The sequence below is a fragment of the Bradyrhizobium sp. Crot121 genome, assembly GCF_059512385.1.
The window spans coordinates 378,300-394,746 of record NZ_JCAMOR010000001.1 but is presented as its reverse complement, the minus strand read 5'-3'; the positions used below and the strand labels follow the sequence as shown (position 1 = coordinate 394,746).

Here is a 16,447-nt window from a genome sequence, read left to right as displayed (position 1 = left end):
CGTGCCGACGGGCTCTGCGAGCGTGAGATGGCGCGTGCGGCACGTGCTCACGGCGTGCCGCTCGGGGTATTGTATGCAGTGGGCCTGAGCGAGACGGGACGCAAAGGCGTCCTGCACCCTTACGCGCTCAATATCGACGGCAGGACAGCCATGGCCAGCGATCTCCGGGATGCCGTTGCCCAGTTCCGCGAGGCCAAGAGCAAGGGCGCCAAGCTGGTCGATCTCGGTTGCATGCAGATCAACCATCACTATCACGGGCGCGAGTTCGCCAGCGTCGAGGCGATGTTCGATCCGGTGAAGAACGTCGACTATGCGGCGCGCTTTCTCAAGGAATTGCGCGCGCGGGAGGGGAGCTGGACCATGGCGGTCGCCCGCTACAACGCAGGTCCAAACAATACGGTCGCGCAACGGCGCTACATTTGCAGCGTGATCGGAAGCCTGGTGGCGAGCGGCTTTGGAGCGTGGACGACCGGCGCGCGCGCATACTGCGGCGAGCGCACGACCTGAGCTAGAGGAATGCGCTGCAGACAGCCTCACACAAGCAAGACCGCCTTTAATGTCATTCACTCAGAATGGAGATGATTGATGAGTCTGTATGGTGTTATGCGCACCGGTGGCTCCGGCATGAATGCGCAGTCCAACAAGCTGTCGACGGTTGCCGACAACATCGCGAACGTCAACACCACAGGCTACAAGCGTGCCGCCACCGAATTCTCTTCGCTCATTCTGAGGAGCGGGTCCGGCAACTACAATTCCGGCAGCGTCGAGACGAATGTCCGCTATGCCATCTCCGATCCGGGAGCTCCGCAGTACACGACATCGGCCACGGATATGATGATCCAGGGCAACGGATTCTTTGTCGTGACCGACGCCGGGGGCACGCCGTTCCTGACCCGCGCTGGTTCCTTCGTGCCGGATGGCGAAGGCAATCTGGTCAACGCGGCGGGCTTCTATTTGATGGGCTATAACGTCAAGAACGGTCCGCCCAACGTTGTCGCCAATGGTCTGACCGGCCTGGACGTCGTCAACATCGCGCAAAGGTCGCTTCAGGGTAATCCTTCGACGAGGGCGACACTGGAGAGTGCCAATCTCGACGCCAACGCAGCCACTACCGCGGGTCCGCCCGCCTATACGTCCAAGACCTCGATCGTCACCTACGACAATATCGGGAACAAGGTGACCCTCGACGTCTACATGTTCAAGACGGCGGCCAACACCTGGGATGTGCAGGTGTATGACAATGCTGCATCGACGGCCGGCGGTTTCCCCTATTCAAGCGGGCCGCTGGATTCCGATACGTTTACCTTCGACGTCAGCGCGACCGGAAAAGGCAAGCTGGATGCGGCCAGCCCCACCACTCTCACGTTTACAATCCCGGGCGGCTCGCCGTTCACGCTCGATCTTTCGGCGATGACGCAGGTCGCCAAGGAGTTCGCCTTCAAGCCGAGCGTCAACGGCAACGCTCCGAGCTCGATCGACAAGGTGGAAGTCGATACCGACGGCACACTGTATTCGATCTATACCGACGGGACGCGGCTCGCCACCTATAAGATTCCGCTTGCGACGGTGCCGAGCCCGGACAATCTCATGCCGGAGGCCGGCAACGTCTACTCGGTCGGGATCGACTCCGGCAACGTGCAACTCGACTTCGCCGGGCGGAGCGGCCTGGGCACCGTTAAGTCGGAGGCGCTCGAGCAGTCCAACGTCGATCTTGCGGCCGAGCTGACTTCGATGATCGAGTCGCAGCGCGGCTATACCGCCAACTCAAAGGTCTTCCAGACCGGTGCCGATCTGCTCGACGTGCTGGTCAATCTGAAGCGCTAAGCGGCGTTAGCGTATCATCGGGACGGGGGGTCTCATGTCACTCACGGTCGCACTCAGCTCGGCGCGCACGTCGCTCATGACGACCAGCGCGCAGGCTTCCGTGATATCGCGCAATATCGCCGGTTCCATGCAGGACGGCTATTCGCGAAAGAATGTGCTGGTCGCGTCGCTGCCGGGAAACGGGGTCTATGTTGCCGGCATCCAGCGCGCCACCAGTCAGGGGCTGTTCTACAATGTGCTGAAGGCGGCCTCTTCCACCGCCAAGCAGGATTCGATCTATAACGGCCTGCAGAAGATCGCGGCGACAACCGTTGACGACCCGCAGCAGGACCAGTCGCCGGCCGCGCAACTTGCCAAGCTGAAGAGCGCCCTGCAGCAATATGCGACGGCGCCGGACAATATCACGCTCGCGCAAGCGGCGGTAACGGCGGCCAAGGGCGTCGCCTCGGCACTCAATGACGCGACGAAGACGGTCCAGTCGGTGCGCGCCGATGCCGATGCCGACATGGTGACATCGGTCTCGACCATCAACCAGCTGCTGGCACAGTTCGAGACGGTCAATACATCGATCGTCAAGGGGACCATCACCGGAAGCGATGTCACAGACTACCTCGATATGCGGGACAACATCCTGTCCAAGCTCTCGCAAGAGGTCGGCATAACGGTCGCGACCCGTGCCAACAACGATATGGTCATCTACACGGATTCGGGCGTTACGCTGTTCGAGACCAAGGCGCGATCGGTCACGCTTGCCCCGACCAATGCTTACACCGCCGGCACCACCGGAAACGCGGTCTATATTGACGGCGTGCCCGTCACCGGCGCGTCTGCCGTGATGCCGATCCATGGCGGAAAGCTAGCGGGCCTTGCCGCGCTCCGCGACGATTCCACGGTCACCTATCAAAACCAGCTCGACGAAATCGCGCGCGGCCTGATCGAGACGTTCAGGGAGAGCGACCAGACCGCGGCGGCGCTGCCCGACGTGCCCGGCCTTTTCACCTATCCGGGCGCGCCGGCCATGCCGCCGGCGGGTGTGATATCCTCGGGGCTTGCCGGCACCATCTTCGTCAACCCGTCGGTCGATCAGGGCGCCGGCGGCAATCCGCTGCTGCTGAGAGACGGTGCGATCTCCGGCAACGTGGCTTATCGCTACAACACGAGCGGCGCCGCCGGTTTCTCGACTCGGGTGCAGCAGCTTGTGGACGGGATGGCGGCAAACCGTCCGTTTAATCCGGCGGCTCTCGGGAAGCCGAATGCGAGCTTGATCGACTTCGCCGGCTCGTCGGTAAGTTGGCTGGAAGCCCAGCGCAAGAGCACGAACGATGAAGCGACCTACAGTCAAACGCTGCTTGAGCGCAGCGCGGAAGCGCTGTCCAACGTCAGCGGCGTCAATATGGACGACGAAATGTCGTTCATGTTGCAGGTCGAGCGGACATTTTCTGCGTCGTCGAAGCTGATCGCGACGATCGACGAGATGTTGAAAGACCTTCTCGCGGCGGTGAGGTAACGGTATGGCTACGACGTTCATTTCCTCCAACTCGATCTCGACCACGTTGCGCATCGCGGCCATGAAGAGCCAGACCGCAATCGCACAAGCGACAAAAGAGGCGACGACCGGTCGATTCGCCGATGTCGGCCGCGAGCTCGGCGCTCTCACCGGTCGTGATGTGACGCTCAGGGCCGAGCTGCTCGATCTCGACAAGCTGGTGGACACCAACGCCCTTGTCGCCGGACGGCTCGACATATCGCAGCAGCGAGTGGGCGAGTTGATCAGTACCGCGCAGTCCTTCCAGAAGGACCTGTTTGCAGCGCGCAATTCTGCCAATGGCGGCAACGTCATCCTGACGCCGTCGCGCGCCAACCTCGACGCCCTGATAGGGGCGCTGAATGTCACAACGGATGGCCAATATCTGTTCGGCGGCATCAATACCGGCGTGCAACCGATCACCGGCTACGCGGCCGGCTCGACCAACAAGAATGCCGTCGATGCCGCGTTCCTGGCAAATTTCGGTTTCACGCAAAGTGATCCGGCGGTCTCGAGCATCAGCGCCGCAGCGATGCAGAACTTCCTGGATACCACGTTCAAGGCGCAGTTCGACGATCCGGCCTGGGGGGCAAACTGGTCGTCCGCTTCCGATCAGGTGATGCGGAGCCGCATCTCGACGACCGAAACCATCGACTCGTCAGCCAGCGCCAACGAGCCCGGATTTCGCAAGCTGGCGATGGCCTACACGATGCTGAGCGACCTCGGCACGCAGAACCTCAACCAGAACGCGTTCCAGGTGGTGATCGACAGGGCGACCGAAATTATCGGTGCTGCGATCAACGACCTGGCCGGTGTCGGCGCCAAACTGGGAACTGCCCAGGAGCAGACGACCAACGCCACGAGCCGGCTGAAGATCCAGACCGATCTGATCACCAAGCAGGTCACGGCGATGGAGGAGGTCGATACGGCTGAGGCATCTGTTCGCGTCACGAACCTGAAAAACCAGTTGGACATGTCGCTGGCGCTCACGTCTCGCATTCAGCAGCTCAGCATCCTCAACTATCTCTGATCTGCGATCCCGTCAGTAACCAGCCGGCTGCGAGTTAGATGACATTATCCAGTTACGACGCGGTAATCGAGGACTCTGGGCGGGAGGCGCGCTCCCGCGAACAACGGGCCCTGAGCCACGGGATCGATCTGCTGAGGCGTCTGCAAGGCGGCGATCTTGCACCCCCGGAGGATGCCGAGGCGCTGTTGTTCATTCGAAGGCTCTGGGCGTTCTTCGTGGAGGACCTTTCGAGCGCCCGCAATGGGCTTCCGGAAAAGTTGCGCGCCGAGCTTATCTCGATCGGCCTGTGGATCATCAGGGAAGCAGATAGAATTCGGCAGGAAGAATCCTGCGACGTCGCGGAGCTTGTCGAGATCAACGTCATTATTCGAGACGCGCTCGCATGAAGAAGCCGATCTGTATTTCGCTGCGCGGCGGCGAGCGGATCTATATCAATGGCGCGGTGTTGAGGGTCGATCGCAAGGTGACCCTTGAGCTGATCAATGACGTGACTTTTCTGCTCGAGAGCCAGGTCATGCAGGTCACGGACGCGACGACACCGTTGCGCCAGCTCTATTTCGTCGTCCAGCTCATGCTCATGAGCCCGCACGACGTCGAAGAGGCGAAAGCGGTCTATCGGCTGCAGCGGTCCGGGCTGCTCGCAGCCACCGAAAACACAGAGATCCTGGACGGCCTGGAGCAGATCGAGAAGCTGGTCGAATCGAAACGATACTATGAGGCTTTGCGCAGGATTCGCGCTCTGTTCGAGATCGAACAGCTGATCCTGGCTGGCGGCGACCTGCCACGGCCCGTCGAAGTCGCGTAAGACATCAGGAGGACGACATGAACGTTGACGGCGTGGGTTCTGCAAACTCGGCGGCGAACAAGAAATCGGAATCTTCGTCCGCGCCGGCGACGGTGGATTACAATCAGTTCTTGCAGCTACTGGTCGCGCAGTTGAAGAACCAGGACCCGACCAGTCCGACGGACACGTCGCAGTACGTGGGTCAGTTGGCGCAGCTATCCGCCACCGAACAGGCGATACAGACGAATGCCAAGCTCGACACGCTGCTTTCCTCCAGCGCATTGGCCCAGGCCGAAAGCCTGGTCGGGCGCACGGTGTCATTCACCAGCTCCGAAGGCGAGGCTATCAAAGGCAAGATCATGTCTGTGCGAATCATCCAGGGCGGAGCCGTTGCGACACTCGAGAACGGTGTCGACGTGCAGCTTGGGCCGGGCCTGACGATCAGCTAAACGATGAACGAACGCGACGCTCTCGACATCGTCCAGCAGGCGATCTGGACCATCATCGTGGTCTCTGGCCCCGCGGTCGGGGCCGCGATGATCGTCGGTATCCTGATTGCTCTGCTGCAGGCACTGACCCAAGTGCAAGAGATGACGTTGACCTTTATCCCCAAGATGGTGGTCATGCTGATCGTGGTCGCCGTCTCCGGCTCGTTCATCGGCGCGCACATTTACGCCTTTACCGAACTGCTCTACTCGCGGATCGAGCACGGATTCTGAAGCGGGACGCTGCGGCCAACACCTTCGCGCAAGCTAGGCGCTGCAAGGTGCCGATATGATGGTGTCCCAGGAATCTCCATGGCCCAAGCACTAAGCCCAGCTCTGCCGAGCGAGCGTCGGATGGGTGCCGACGTTGCTTTTGCGGTCGGCATCGTCGCCATCCTGACGATGCTGGTCCTGCCGGTTCCATCGGTCCTGATCGATGTCGGTCTCGCCTTCTCGATCGCGCTTTCGGCGCTGATCCTGATGGTGGCGCTGTGGATTCAGCGCCCGCTGGATTTTTCGGCCTTCCCGACGGTGCTCCTGATTGCGACCATTCTTCGCCTCGCGCTGAACGTAGCGACGACCCGGGTGATCCTGTCGCGCGGGGCCGAGGGAGAGCACGCGGCCGGCTATGTGGTGGCCGGTTTCTCGAAGTTCGTGATGGGCGGCGACTTTGTCATCGGGCTGATCATTTTCGCTATTCTTGTCACGGTCAATTTCGTCGTCATCACCAAGGGCGCCACGCGTATCGCGGAGGTCGGCGCGCGCTTCACGCTCGATGCGATCCCGGGCAAGCAAATGGCGATCGATGCGGATCTGTCCGCGGGGCTGATCGACGACAAGGAGGCGCAGCGTCGGCGCAGGGAGCTGGAGGAGGAAAGCGCCTTCTTCGGCGCAATGGACGGCGCTTCGAAATTCGTGCGCGGGGATGCCATCGCCGGGCTGATCATCACCGCGATCAACATATTCGGCGGCATCGTCATCGGCGTGGTCCATCACGGCCTCCCGCTGGCGCGGGCAGCAGATATCTTCACCAAGCTTTCCGTCGGTGACGGTCTGGTCTCGCAGGTCCCGGCACTGATCGTCTCCCTTTCGGCTGGCCTGCTCGTTTCAAAGGGCGGCACAAGGGGATCGGCGGAACAGACGGTGCTCAGGCAGCTCGGCGGCTATCCGCGCGCGCAGTCGGTGGCCGCGCTGATGATGTTCGTTCTGGGAATGCTGCCGGGCCTGCCACTGCTGCCCTTTGCTTTCCTGGGCGGCGTGATGGCATTCATGAGTTACGCGCTTCCCCGCCGGCAGGCGGCGAGACGGCAGCAGGAGGAGGTGCTTGCAGCGCAGGAGCGCGAACGATCGCAGGCCGACTCGAAAGAATCGATCAAGGAATATCTGAAGACAGCGGACGTCGAGCTCTGCGTAGGCAGCCAGCTTGCGGTTCAAATGCTGCATGCGCACGGGGAACTTTCGCATCGCGTCAGCAAGATACGGCGCCGCTTTGCGACCCAATACGGGTTTGTGATTCCCGAAATCAAATTGACGGACGACATGTCCGTCGGGCCGAAGAGCTACCGCATCAAGATACACGGCACTATCGTGGCGCAGCATGAGCTTCGCATCGGCGAGGTTCTGGTGCTCTTCGATGGTGTTCGCAAGCCGGACGTGCCGGGCGACGAGACGGTGGAGCCGGCCTTCGGCATGAAGGCGATGTGGATACCCGAGACGTTCCTCGAAGAGGTCAGACGGGATGGCTTCAAGGTTGCGGACAACATTTCCGTCCTTCTCACCCATTTGAGCGAAATCATCCGTGGCAATCTGGCGCAGCTTCTTTCCTACAAGGACATGCGGGCCCTGCTGGATCGGCTCGACCCCGAGTACAAGCGGCTCATTGAGGATATCTGCCCGTCGCAAATCTCCTATTCGGGCCTGCAGGCGGTCCTCAAGCTGCTGCTTGCTGAGCGCATCTCGATCAGGAACCTGCATCTGATTCTCGAAGCCGTTGCGGAAATCGCGCCTTTCATCCGCCGCGCCGAACCTATCGCGGAGCACGTTCGCATGCGCATCGCGCAGCAGATCTGCGGTGACTTCGCCGACAACGGGGTGCTCAAAGTGCTGCGGCTCGGAAATCGCTGGGATCTCGCATTCCATCAAAGCCTCAAACGCGATGCCAAGGGCGAGATCGTGGAATTCGACGCCGATCCTCGCCTGGTCGAGCAGTTCGCGGCGGACGTTACGACGGCGGTTCGAAAGGCAATGGGGCAGGGCGAAAGCGTCGTGCTCGTCGCGCCCCCGGAAGTTCGTCCATATGTTCGCATGATCACGGAGCGGGTGTTCCCGACCCTGCCGGTGTTGTCGCACGTCGAGATCGCGCGCGGTGTCGAGGTGAAGTCGCTCGGAGCAATTTCTTGATCGCGAGCGCATCAGGCTCCGTGCTGGCCACATTTCTGATCTTCTGCCGGGTCGGCACATGCTTGATGATCGCGCCGGGATTTTCGCGTTCCAACATTCCGGTGCAGGTCCGGCTGTTCATGGCCATCAACGTCACGCTGATGTTGGCGCCCTTGCTGGAGGCGAGCGTACGCCCTGTCGTGGAGACAGCCGCGATGGCGGCCATCGTCCGTGCGATCATGTCGGAGTTGGTGATCGGCCTCCTGATCGGCCTGACCGCCGCGGTGTTCTTTTTCGCCCTGGAAACAATGGTGACGATGGCCGCATCCGCGATTGGGCTCAGCGGAATACCCGGAACGTTGGAAGACGGTCAACAGATGCCGGCCCTCGTGCCATTCATCACATTGCCGGCGATCGTCCTGTTCTTCATGACCGGTCAACATTGGGAGCTGCTCCGCGGTCTCATTAACTCCTATCGAATCTGGACGCCGGCGGTCGGCATCAGCGGCGAGACCGGGCTCTCCGAGCTCACCGATCATCTTTCACAAGCGTTCGTCCTGGCACTCAGGGTGGCCAGCCCGTTCATCGTTTACGGCGTCATTGTCAACCTCGCGCTCGGGCTCGCCAACAAGCTGACGCCAAGCATTCCCGTCTATTTTATTTCGCTGCCTTTCGTGGTCTTCGGCGGCCTCATGCTGGTCTATCTGACCAGTCGTGAACTCGTGCTGCAGTTCACAATCGCATTTTCATCGTGGCTGGCCGGTTGATCGACGCATGAAATCAAGAGATCGGAAAATCCGTCGCATCGCCGCCGTCCAGGCGAAGATGCACCGTCTTGCGCAATGGGAACTCATAGAGTGCCAGGCGAAGGAGCAGGAACTGCAGGAGCGGCAGCGTCGGATCATCGAGGGGTTCAACGAGGCGATCGGAGTGACGCCGTTGGCGGCGCAAAACGCGGGTCAGAATCTGAGGACCGCGAGCGTTGAACAAGGAGTGGTGGCTAAGGCGAAGGAGCGTATCACCTCGCACGCGATGACCGAGGCCCGCAAACTGAAGCAGGTGCTCCGAATGGCTGAAACGGTCGCGCGGCAGGCATTTCGACAGCGGGAGCAGCGCGTCCTTGAGGAAGTAACTGAAACAGCGGCGAAACGGCCGGCCGAGAAAATGCAGGCCAATGAAACCAGTTTGGATCGCTAGAGCATGATCCGGAAAAGTGGAAACCGGTTTTCCCTCGCGACAAACGCGAAGCGTTTGCGTGGGAGGATCATGCTCAAACAAAGAGATGAGGTCATGATCCGATTCCCTTTAATCGGATCATGATCAAGGAGAGGCACAGCATGACGGTCAGCCCCGTACCGGATCTTATCCTGGATGTGATGGAGGCCGCAGATCCGGTCTCCCAGCGCATGGCCACTGGCAAGCTTGAGCGCGCCTCGTCCGCAGGCGAAGACTTCGCCGCGGCGATGGACCGGAAGATCGAGACAGGTGCGCTGGAACGACCCACGGTGTCTGAGCAAGGCACGAGCGCTTTGCGCGGCGCCGCGGTCGACGGCAGCGGGCACGCCACGATCATCAGGAAGGCAGATACCGATCGCGGCGTCTTTCGGAAGTTCGAAGCGTTCGTCCTGCAAACGTTCGTCGAGTCGATGCTGCCGCAGAACGCGAGCGAGATTTTCGGCAAAGGAACTGCCGGCACGATCTGGCGGTCGATGCTGGCTGAACAGATCAGCAATGAGATGGCCAAGGGTGAAGGAATCGGAATTGCCAAGCAGCTCGCGAAATCGCGCTCCGTTGCCAATTCCGCGACTGGTAACGGCTAATTTGCAGCAAGATGAGCGCAACGATGGATCAGAATGACGAGCAGCAACAAACGCTTGAAATCCTCGAGGCACAGGCGACGATTGTTTCCGAGGGAGGCGGTCTGCCGGCGCTGTCACAACAAGCCTTGCCCGAGCTGACGGATGCGCAGGATATCGCGGCTCAATGGCTGGGAACCAACTCGAACGCGTTGAATGCGATCGAGCGGCTCACGGCGACCATTGACGAGGAAACGGACAAACTCGAGAACCGGGCGCAAGTCGATTTTGATTCCTTTAGTCAGCGCAAGAATCGTGGCCTGCTTGAACTGACGAGGGCCATGCGCGTGACACAGGGGATCGAGTTCGACCCTCGTGTGGTCGCGCACCTGACGCGCCTGCGGGCGAGCCTCGTCAGAAATCAGGCCGCACTACAAATGCATCTCGATGCCGTTCGCGAAGTCTCAGCGATCATCGCGAAGTCGATCCAGGAAGTTGAATCGGATGGCACATACTCATTGATGGGGCCGGGCGGATGCAAATAGTCAGGCTGCTCGTGGCCGGCGTCTGGGCCTGCATCGTCACCGTCGGCGCAAGCCTGGCTCTGTCTTACTGGAAGGAAGGACATGCCGCGCCTGCGGCCAAGCAGGACTACGCGGGCGGCCTCGTCTACGAGAAGACGAGGGTGATCAACGTGCCGATGATCGCTGATGGCAGCGTCCAGGGCTACATCGTTGCACAGTTCGTCTTCACGGCGGATTCAACAGTGCTTCGTCAGCTTCCGGTGCCGCCGGAAGCTTTCGTCGTGGACGAGGCATTTCGGAAAATCTATTCCGATGAGAATCTCGACTTCAAGAACCTTTCTCGATTCGATCTCGCCCACTTTTCACGTACGGTCAGAGAGCACGTCAACAAGCGCCTTCAGGCTGACGTCTTGCAGGACGTGCTCGTTCAGGACTTCAATTATGTTCCGAAGGATCAAATTCGTCGTTAGACCGCTTTCGCAAGTCGTCGAGCCGATATCCCATATAGCGCTTTGACTCGATCGGATCGTAGCCGAGGTGGTTGCGGAGCTTCTTGCGAAGCTTGCTCACGTGCCCCTCGATCACGTTTTCGTCGAAGCTCGAGTCGAAAAGACCGTAGGTCGCATTGAAGAGCTGGGTCTTTGTCAGCCACTTTCCCTGGTGCGCGACCAGATGCTCGAGAATGCGCAGCTCGCGACGCGGCAGGGCCAGCGTTCTGCCGCCGATTTCCGGATCCCGGCCGTCAAGAAAAACGCGGATCAGGCTGGTTGGCGTTTCGGCTGATTGACCGACGGTTCGTCGGCGGATGACGGCCGTGCGAACCAGGATCTCGCGAACATGGATCGGAATATGGACGACGTCGTCGACGCCGGCTTCGAACAGCTCGATCGTGTCCCGGAGCTGCTTCAGGTTGTTCAGGGCGATGATCGGCGCGTGAGACTTGTTGCGGATGCTCTTGGGAATGCTCGTTCGATCCGAGCAGTCCCCCAGGATAAACGCCCCGATTGCCATTACGTCATTGCCTACGGCGGATTGTAGCCATTCGCGAAAATCTTTCGATGAGAAGCCGATCGAAACGACGCCTTCGCGATCGAATCCAGCCGCATAGCCCCGTGTAACGGTCTCCCGATCATCGATGACGATGAACATGTGGATGCCCCTGTTTGCCCTAGATAGTTGTTGTGGAGTCGAGCAGGCGTGCTCGCTCCGCTTGGTTACGCAACACCACAGGTACTGACCCGATACAAGTTACTGAGACCGAAGCACGCGCGTCTGGTTTGCTCGAAAGCTTGATCAGGCGCGGGTGATGCCGCCGTTTGAGGCGACGAGGAACGTTGCCGTGGTGGTGATGCTGCCCGGCAATCTTTTTGGGTTCCTCAGCACTGTTCGTGCAATTGCAGTCTGGTCTCGATACAACCGATCGAAATTGCGGCGAGAAGCGAACAGCGTCTTGTTGTTGAAGGTCACATCAAGAATGAACATCAGCTCGCGCACTGTCGAATCGGATCACGTCCATTACGTCGAAGTGGAGTATGATCGTCAAGCAATTGAACTAGGCATTTACTGCGAGACAACTCGTCAGCGAGTAGATGTTGCTTTATTGAAACGCTTACTCAACCCATTTGCTCGGACTACTTGGCAATGTGCTCCTCTAAGTTGAAACAAAGGAGGAGAATTTTTCTGCCAAGAGCGACGATCGTCGTCATGAAACCGTCGTGCAACATATTTGTGTTTCGATGAGGTTATTTTTTCCGCGCGCGCTAGGCGGACTTTTCATCAATTGACATCTCCGCCGTCGTCAAAACGCTGCGAAAACGCTTCGATAAGCATCGATCACTCGTAGCCGTGGAGTTGAAGTGGTGTCGCCAACACGAGATCATCGTGTGGCGCGACGCGAGATCATCGCTCGATGTGATGAACCCTTGATTTTGGTGAGCGTCAAAACGTCGCATAGGTTCGATAGAGGCGCTGCTATTCGTCGTGCGTCGCATCAACAGGCGCGTATCTGACGATCGACATGCAGATCGAGGCGCGAGTGCAGTCCGCGGAAAGTGAAACATGTGGTGCTCGCGTTGCTGTGCGTGGCATGCCCACAATGCGCGCTAGCGGTCACATGGAACTCAATGCGCGCCAGCGGTCATAGGGGCGCCGCGGTGCATGCTATCGGGTCATATGGAACAATGCACGCTTGCGTGCATATCTGGCGAATTGACCGCATCACACGATCAGTCGTGCAGTGGCAACATCAACGCGCGGAAGCAACAATGCCCTTGCTGGTCAATACTTGCCAGCCACCGTTCTCGTTTTTGATTTCCTCGATGCGACCCAGGCTCGGCACCTCCTGGCCCCGAGTAACCTCGATCACACCTGCTGGTCCTTCAAGTATGGCAACGCCCTCATAAGCGCGCCGCACGCGCCAACCCGGGATGATCTCTCGTCGCGCCGTGGTTTGCCGCGGCTGCGCCTGAATGGTGCCAGTGACGTCGGAGGATGAAGCTGCCGCTACGGTTCGTGCAACCTGCGGCTTTGCTTCGACCATGCGTTCGACCTTGGTGGCCGATATCGATTGATCTCTTTCGACGCGCTCGACGCTTTGGACCAGTCGGCCATACCGGTCGCTCGCGGCTCGGTTTGCGGCGTCGAATGCGGTGCGGTTCGCCGCGACATCGCTTGATAGGCTCGCAACGTTGCGGCGCAGTTGCGACATCGCCTCACGGAGGTTGCGAAGCTCGGCATCCGATGCTGCGGTAATCGCAATGGGCCGCAGGACCAGGTAGGCGACGCCGCCTATCGAGATGAGAGAGGAGATCGCGACGATCACTGCAAGAGTGACGAACGGCGCCATCCATGTCCGTGGCTGCGGCTTCTTGACGACGAGCGTGGCGGCCGGGATCGGCGTACGCGCCTTGGGCCTGACAGGCTCAGGCCGCGGCATTGTGCGGGTGCGCTTCATGGTGGCGAGCGCCTCCTGGGCGAGCAGCTCGTCAACCGTAGCTGCGGCCGGACGAGAGGCGGTGGCCTTCGCCTTATTGCCGGGTCGCGGCGGCGATGCGCCGCTCTTGCCGGCATCAGTGGCGGTTGGCTGCGGGGCAGTCGGCGTCGCTTCGGCTGCGGTCTCGTTGGTTGCTGGTTCGGCCATGATTTTGTCGGCGGACAAATCCTGATTTGCTGGATATCAAGCGAACCTTGCGTGAAACCTACGATCCCTCGGGCCAGCGGGAGGCGATGTTGGCGTTGGCAGCGGATCTTCCGCGATCGCAGCGGTCCGCATCCGGAATGCAGCTCCCATGTTGCCGGGAGCTGCGGCTGTTCAACGCTGCTTGCCGAGCAGCGCGATAGACAGCAGCGTGTCCTGATTGATGCCAGTGCCAGACCCTTGCAGGATGGCGAGCGCAGGTGACGTAACCTGGCTGCTGTTGTTCATCACATCGTACATCGCGGTAAACCGCTTCAGCAGCGCTGCAAGTTTCTCCGGATCGGCGAGATCCTTCAGGTTGAGGTGCTTTTCGACGATCTTTGCTTGCTGATCGATGTCCATGCTCCCCATCGCATCCGGCAGATTGTAGGTGGTTCGAAACACCTGCGCGAGAGCCCGGTCGGCGAGGATATCGTATGCGGACGTGATCTGTGCGGACTTTCGTTCGAAATACAGCGCCAGGCGAACACCGGCATTCGCCTCTCCCTGCTGCGCCTCCAACGTTTGCTGGAGATAGTTGTTCTGCGTCTCCAGGAGCTGGTCCCGCCGATGCGGTCCTATGGTCGCGATCCGGGCGATGTTGCCTTCGTTGTCGAAATTGAACGATGCCGCGATCTCGGCAAAGCGGGAGTCGCTGGCGGTGTTTGCGAAGCTCGTGGGATCGCTCAGATCGGAATTGAAGATCTTCTTGAGATAGTCGTCGGTGACCTTCGCAGGATCCAGGCCGTTTGCAACAAGAACGATATCGACCAACTTTCTGTCCGAAAGCAACTCGGAAACGCTCTCGATGCCTGCGATCGTGGTCTGGTAATACTTGGCGTCCTTCTCGGCCTTCTGGCGAAGGCTGTCTTTTTCCGTATCGCTCGCAAATCGCGTTTTTGCGATGATGTAGTCCTTGACGATCTGCGTGACTTCAACCGAGTTCTGCGCCACCAGGGGCGTTGTCAGGTTGCCCTTGCTGTCAAAGTTGAAAGCGTGCGCGAGCTGTATGTATCGGTCGTCTCGGAGGGTATAGGCATAGCTCGTCGGGTCGCTCAGATCGCTGGTGAGCACGGCCTTGATCGTGACCGGCGAGACTTTTTCCGGGTCGAGGCCAACCGCCTTGAGTGCGAAGTTATAGATGTTCGGCGCGGACATGAACTGTTGAACTGACTTTATATTAGAAATATTGGCCTTGAACTGCTTGATCGCGAGGGTTTCATTTTCTTCCTCCGCGTCGAGATATTCGGCCCCCTTGGTGAGGACAAATTTATCGTTGGTGCTCTTCCGGTTCGCGTCGGTCTGAGCGGACCCGCCGGAAGCAAGCGTTCCATCTGCCGAAAACTCGAACGCGCCAGCGAGATCGAAATAGTGGCCGATTGTGGTGAGAGAGTCCTGGTAGCTCGATATGTCTGCCCTGCTTTGCGCCAACCGGTTTGTTTCGGTCGTAATCTTCGCTCTCAAGCCTGGTACATCGGCGCCAGGCTGCGATAGCTGCGACATATACTGCGCAATTTTCGCATTGGCATCGGCGGCAACCGCCTGCGCCTGACCGAGCTTGGCATTGATCGCATCCTTCTGGGGACCCCAAACGGTGTTAACATAACTGTTCGGATCGGATGGATCGCTGCTCAAGACCTTTCGTATCGTGTCGCGCGACCAATTGCTGTCGTCGATGCCGAACGCCTCGAACACATATGTGCGAAGGCGGTCGTCATTCAGCAGCTCATCGACGTTTTTGACGCGGCCGATCACGATGTTGTAGTAGTTCGTGTCTTCGTCGATTGCGTCGACCCGCTTTTGGACCGATGCCGTGTACAAGCCGATCATCTCGTCAGTCTGGTTTGACGATTGCGCAGCGGGCGTATCGGAGCCTGTGAAGGAAAATGCTGACGCAAAATCACGAAAACGCTTGTCGGTCAGTTTGTTGGCGAAGCTGTTCGCGTCGAGGAGATTGCTCTCCAGCACCTTTATCATGAAGGCTTTTGCATAGATCATATCCTCCAGCCCATATGCCTCCATCGCATACCGGTAGAGCCGGTCGTTCTTCAGAAACTCATCGACGGTTTTGATCTTGCCTATGTTTTCTTTGTAGTAGGCGGCGCTTCGTGTCACGTCAGCCTGCTGCGCGACCCGCGTCAGGGATTGCTGGAGGTTGCGCACGACGGAATTGTAGCTGGCGTACGTCGACACCATCGATCCATCCTTTTTGGAAAACTCCCTGATATAATGACCATCTTCCTTGCGTGAAGCTGGCAGGGTTGCCGGAACAAGGCGCTCGCCCAGTATCGGCGGCCTCCGTACCGGGAGATTGAGGCGGCATCCGGCGGAGCCGTTGACGTTCCGCGAAGCCATGTTCCGACGCAGACGTCACCGACAGAGCAGGGCCGTATCGGTGTTGCGCAGGCCGGTCAGTTGCGCTGGGCCGTCCAATAGCCTGCGCAGCGCGCATTGCCGGAATGACCGCTCCAGGTTCCACGACCGTACGGACCGACGAGCCTGCCGGATCCGGAAGCATATTTCTCGTGCACGGTCACAGAAGCGCGGACTGCGCCGGATGGAGCCACGCGTCCCCTGAAATTCACCAGATTGGGGTGAGTGACGATGCCGTTGATGATGTTGACGGAGAAATTGTACGTCGGATCACAGGGACCGTATTGCGTGACGAACAGGAGACTCCAAGGGCCGTCATAGGCAGACCGCGCATCGGCGTTGGTAACGAAGAGCGAGCCCATACCGGCAATTGCGATTGCGAGCAGAAGCCGTTTCATGACATTGCCTCCTAAGGCTACTCGGATAAACAACGTGAACATCCTAAATTGCGGACCATTGGCGGTCGCATCCGTACCGATATGCTGGTGAAGATAGATGTAGGTTGGCTTCCACAGCCGGTCCTGAAAAATTCCGTTGAGCCACCTCACTATG

The 16,447-nt window shown here is 59.5% G+C and carries 19 protein-coding genes; 14 read left to right on the top strand and 5 right to left on the bottom strand.

Annotated elements, in window-relative coordinates; all coding sequences use genetic code 11:
* Positions 1-27 precede the first annotated feature (27 nt).
* The 14 genes from AC5ZGW_RS01750 to AC5ZGW_RS01685 all read left to right on the top strand — a co-directional run bounded on the left by AC5ZGW_RS01750 (position 28) and on the right by AC5ZGW_RS01685 (position 10,817).
* The gene (locus tag AC5ZGW_RS01750; protein ID WP_130223148.1) at positions 28-507 is read left to right on the top strand and encodes a transglycosylase SLT domain-containing protein; all 480 of its coding nucleotides are present in this window, start codon (positions 28-30) and stop codon (positions 505-507) included.
* A 78-nt stretch (positions 508-585) separates the two neighbouring features.
* Positions 586-1,824, top strand: a complete 1,239-nt coding sequence (locus AC5ZGW_RS01745; RefSeq protein WP_130223146.1) for a flagellar hook protein FlgE — start codon at positions 586-588, stop codon at positions 1,822-1,824.
* A gap of 34 nt (positions 1,825-1,858) precedes the next feature.
* Positions 1,859-3,331, top strand: a complete 1,473-nt coding sequence (gene flgK, locus AC5ZGW_RS01740) for a flagellar hook-associated protein FlgK (protein WP_130223144.1) — start codon at positions 1,859-1,861, stop codon at positions 3,329-3,331.
* Positions 3,332-3,335: 4 nt separating this feature from the next.
* Positions 3,336-4,379: a flagellar hook-associated family protein gene (locus AC5ZGW_RS01735; RefSeq protein ID WP_130223142.1), complete on the top strand. Its 1,044-nt coding sequence runs from the start codon at positions 3,336-3,338 to the stop codon at positions 4,377-4,379.
* Positions 4,380-4,417: 38 nt separating this feature from the next.
* The gene (gene flaF, locus AC5ZGW_RS01730) at positions 4,418-4,765 is read left to right on the top strand and encodes a flagellar biosynthesis regulator FlaF (RefSeq protein ID WP_130223140.1); all 348 of its coding nucleotides are present in this window, start codon (positions 4,418-4,420) and stop codon (positions 4,763-4,765) included.
* Between the two features lie 8 nt (positions 4,766-4,773).
* Positions 4,774-5,184, top strand: coding sequence for a flagellar biosynthesis repressor FlbT (gene flbT / locus AC5ZGW_RS01725; protein WP_165435052.1), 411 nt, complete (start codon positions 4,774-4,776; stop codon positions 5,182-5,184).
* 17 nt (positions 5,185-5,201) lie between these two features.
* The gene (flgD, locus tag AC5ZGW_RS01720; RefSeq protein WP_028161588.1) at positions 5,202-5,612 is read left to right on the top strand and encodes a flagellar hook assembly protein FlgD; all 411 of its coding nucleotides are present in this window, start codon (positions 5,202-5,204) and stop codon (positions 5,610-5,612) included.
* A gap of 3 nt (positions 5,613-5,615) precedes the next feature.
* Positions 5,616-5,882 (top strand): flagellar biosynthesis protein FliQ, encoded by a 267-nt coding sequence (fliQ, locus tag AC5ZGW_RS01715; RefSeq protein ID WP_028161589.1) that lies wholly within the window; start codon positions 5,616-5,618, stop codon positions 5,880-5,882.
* A gap of 78 nt (positions 5,883-5,960) precedes the next feature.
* Positions 5,961-8,048 (top strand): flagellar biosynthesis protein FlhA, encoded by a 2,088-nt coding sequence (flhA, locus tag AC5ZGW_RS01710; protein WP_130223136.1) that lies wholly within the window; start codon positions 5,961-5,963, stop codon positions 8,046-8,048.
* Positions 8,045-8,794 (top strand): flagellar biosynthesis protein FliR, encoded by a 750-nt coding sequence (gene fliR, locus AC5ZGW_RS01705; RefSeq protein WP_130223134.1) that lies wholly within the window; start codon positions 8,045-8,047, stop codon positions 8,792-8,794. Before flhA ends, fliR begins: the two co-directional genes overlap by 4 nt.
* 7 nt (positions 8,795-8,801) lie before the next feature.
* Complete coding sequence (locus tag AC5ZGW_RS01700; RefSeq protein ID WP_130223132.1) at positions 8,802-9,224, top strand: hypothetical protein; 423 nt, start codon at positions 8,802-8,804, stop codon at positions 9,222-9,224.
* Positions 9,225-9,364: 140 nt separating this feature from the next.
* On the top strand, positions 9,365-9,847 hold the full coding sequence (locus tag AC5ZGW_RS01695; protein WP_130223130.1) for a rod-binding protein: 483 nt from the start codon (positions 9,365-9,367) through the stop codon (positions 9,845-9,847).
* A 23-nt stretch (positions 9,848-9,870) separates the two neighbouring features.
* A complete protein-coding gene (locus AC5ZGW_RS01690) occupies positions 9,871-10,368 on the top strand; it encodes a hypothetical protein (protein ID WP_245474514.1) in 498 nt (165 codons plus the stop codon).
* A complete protein-coding gene (locus AC5ZGW_RS01685) occupies positions 10,359-10,817 on the top strand; it encodes a hypothetical protein (protein WP_130223129.1) in 459 nt (152 codons plus the stop codon). Before AC5ZGW_RS01690 ends, AC5ZGW_RS01685 begins: the two co-directional genes overlap by 10 nt.
* Here AC5ZGW_RS01685 and AC5ZGW_RS01680 read toward each other — a convergent pair.
* The 5 genes from AC5ZGW_RS01680 to AC5ZGW_RS01660 form a co-directional block, all read right to left on the bottom strand.
* Complete coding sequence (locus AC5ZGW_RS01680; RefSeq protein ID WP_130223127.1) at positions 10,783-11,496, bottom strand: response regulator transcription factor; 714 nt, start codon at positions 11,494-11,496, stop codon at positions 10,783-10,785. The genes AC5ZGW_RS01685 and AC5ZGW_RS01680 overlap by 35 nt on opposite strands.
* A gap of 144 nt (positions 11,497-11,640) precedes the next feature.
* Positions 11,641-11,841: a hypothetical protein gene (locus AC5ZGW_RS01675; RefSeq protein WP_028161595.1), complete on the bottom strand. Its 201-nt coding sequence runs from the start codon at positions 11,839-11,841 to the stop codon at positions 11,641-11,643.
* A 751-nt stretch (positions 11,842-12,592) separates the two neighbouring features.
* Positions 12,593-13,486, bottom strand: a complete 894-nt coding sequence (locus AC5ZGW_RS01670) for a hypothetical protein (RefSeq protein ID WP_130223125.1) — start codon at positions 13,484-13,486, stop codon at positions 12,593-12,595.
* Positions 13,487-13,657: 171 nt separating this feature from the next.
* Positions 13,658-15,718 carry a DUF1217 domain-containing protein gene (locus tag AC5ZGW_RS01665; protein WP_130223304.1) on the bottom strand — a complete coding sequence of 687 codons (2,061 nt, stop codon included), beginning with the start codon at positions 15,716-15,718 and terminating at the stop codon, positions 13,658-13,660.
* 215 nt (positions 15,719-15,933) lie between these two features.
* Positions 15,934-16,293, bottom strand: coding sequence for a hypothetical protein (locus tag AC5ZGW_RS01660; RefSeq protein ID WP_028161597.1), 360 nt, complete (start codon positions 16,291-16,293; stop codon positions 15,934-15,936).
* Between the last annotated feature and the right edge of the window lie 154 nt (positions 16,294-16,447).

Excerpts from the sequence above, each read along its gene's own strand:
- AC5ZGW_RS01700 (WP_130223132.1), top strand. The coding sequence starts at position 8,802 with ATGAAATCAAGAGATCGGAAAATCCGTCGCATCGCCGCCGTCCAGGCG.
- AC5ZGW_RS01735 (WP_130223142.1), top strand. The coding sequence starts at position 3,336 with ATGGCTACGACGTTCATTTCCTCCAACTCGATCTCGACCACGTTGCGC.
- flgK (WP_130223144.1), top strand. The coding sequence starts at position 1,859 with ATGTCACTCACGGTCGCACTCAGCTCGGCGCGCACGTCGCTCATGACG.
- flaF (WP_130223140.1), top strand. The coding sequence starts at position 4,418 with ATGACATTATCCAGTTACGACGCGGTAATCGAGGACTCTGGGCGGGAG.
- flhA (WP_130223136.1), top strand. The coding sequence starts at position 5,961 with ATGGCCCAAGCACTAAGCCCAGCTCTGCCGAGCGAGCGTCGGATGGGT.
- AC5ZGW_RS01665 (WP_130223304.1), bottom strand. The coding sequence starts at position 15,718 with ATGGTGTCGACGTACGCCAGCTACAATTCCGTCGTGCGCAACCTCCAG.
- AC5ZGW_RS01695 (WP_130223130.1), top strand. The coding sequence starts at position 9,365 with ATGACGGTCAGCCCCGTACCGGATCTTATCCTGGATGTGATGGAGGCC.
- fliQ (WP_028161589.1), top strand. The coding sequence starts at position 5,616 with ATGAACGAACGCGACGCTCTCGACATCGTCCAGCAGGCGATCTGGACC.
- AC5ZGW_RS01750 (WP_130223148.1), top strand. The coding sequence starts at position 28 with ATGGCGCGTGCGGCACGTGCTCACGGCGTGCCGCTCGGGGTATTGTAT.
- flgD (WP_028161588.1), top strand. The coding sequence starts at position 5,202 with ATGAACGTTGACGGCGTGGGTTCTGCAAACTCGGCGGCGAACAAGAAA.
- AC5ZGW_RS01660 (WP_028161597.1), bottom strand. The coding sequence starts at position 16,293 with ATGAAACGGCTTCTGCTCGCAATCGCAATTGCCGGTATGGGCTCGCTC.
- AC5ZGW_RS01685 (WP_130223129.1), top strand. The coding sequence starts at position 10,359 with ATGCAAATAGTCAGGCTGCTCGTGGCCGGCGTCTGGGCCTGCATCGTC.
- AC5ZGW_RS01670 (WP_130223125.1), bottom strand. The coding sequence starts at position 13,486 with ATGGCCGAACCAGCAACCAACGAGACCGCAGCCGAAGCGACGCCGACT.
- AC5ZGW_RS01680 (WP_130223127.1), bottom strand. The coding sequence starts at position 11,496 with ATGTTCATCGTCATCGATGATCGGGAGACCGTTACACGGGGCTATGCG.
- AC5ZGW_RS01690 (WP_245474514.1), top strand. The coding sequence starts at position 9,871 with ATGGATCAGAATGACGAGCAGCAACAAACGCTTGAAATCCTCGAGGCA.
- AC5ZGW_RS01745 (WP_130223146.1), top strand. The coding sequence starts at position 586 with ATGAGTCTGTATGGTGTTATGCGCACCGGTGGCTCCGGCATGAATGCG.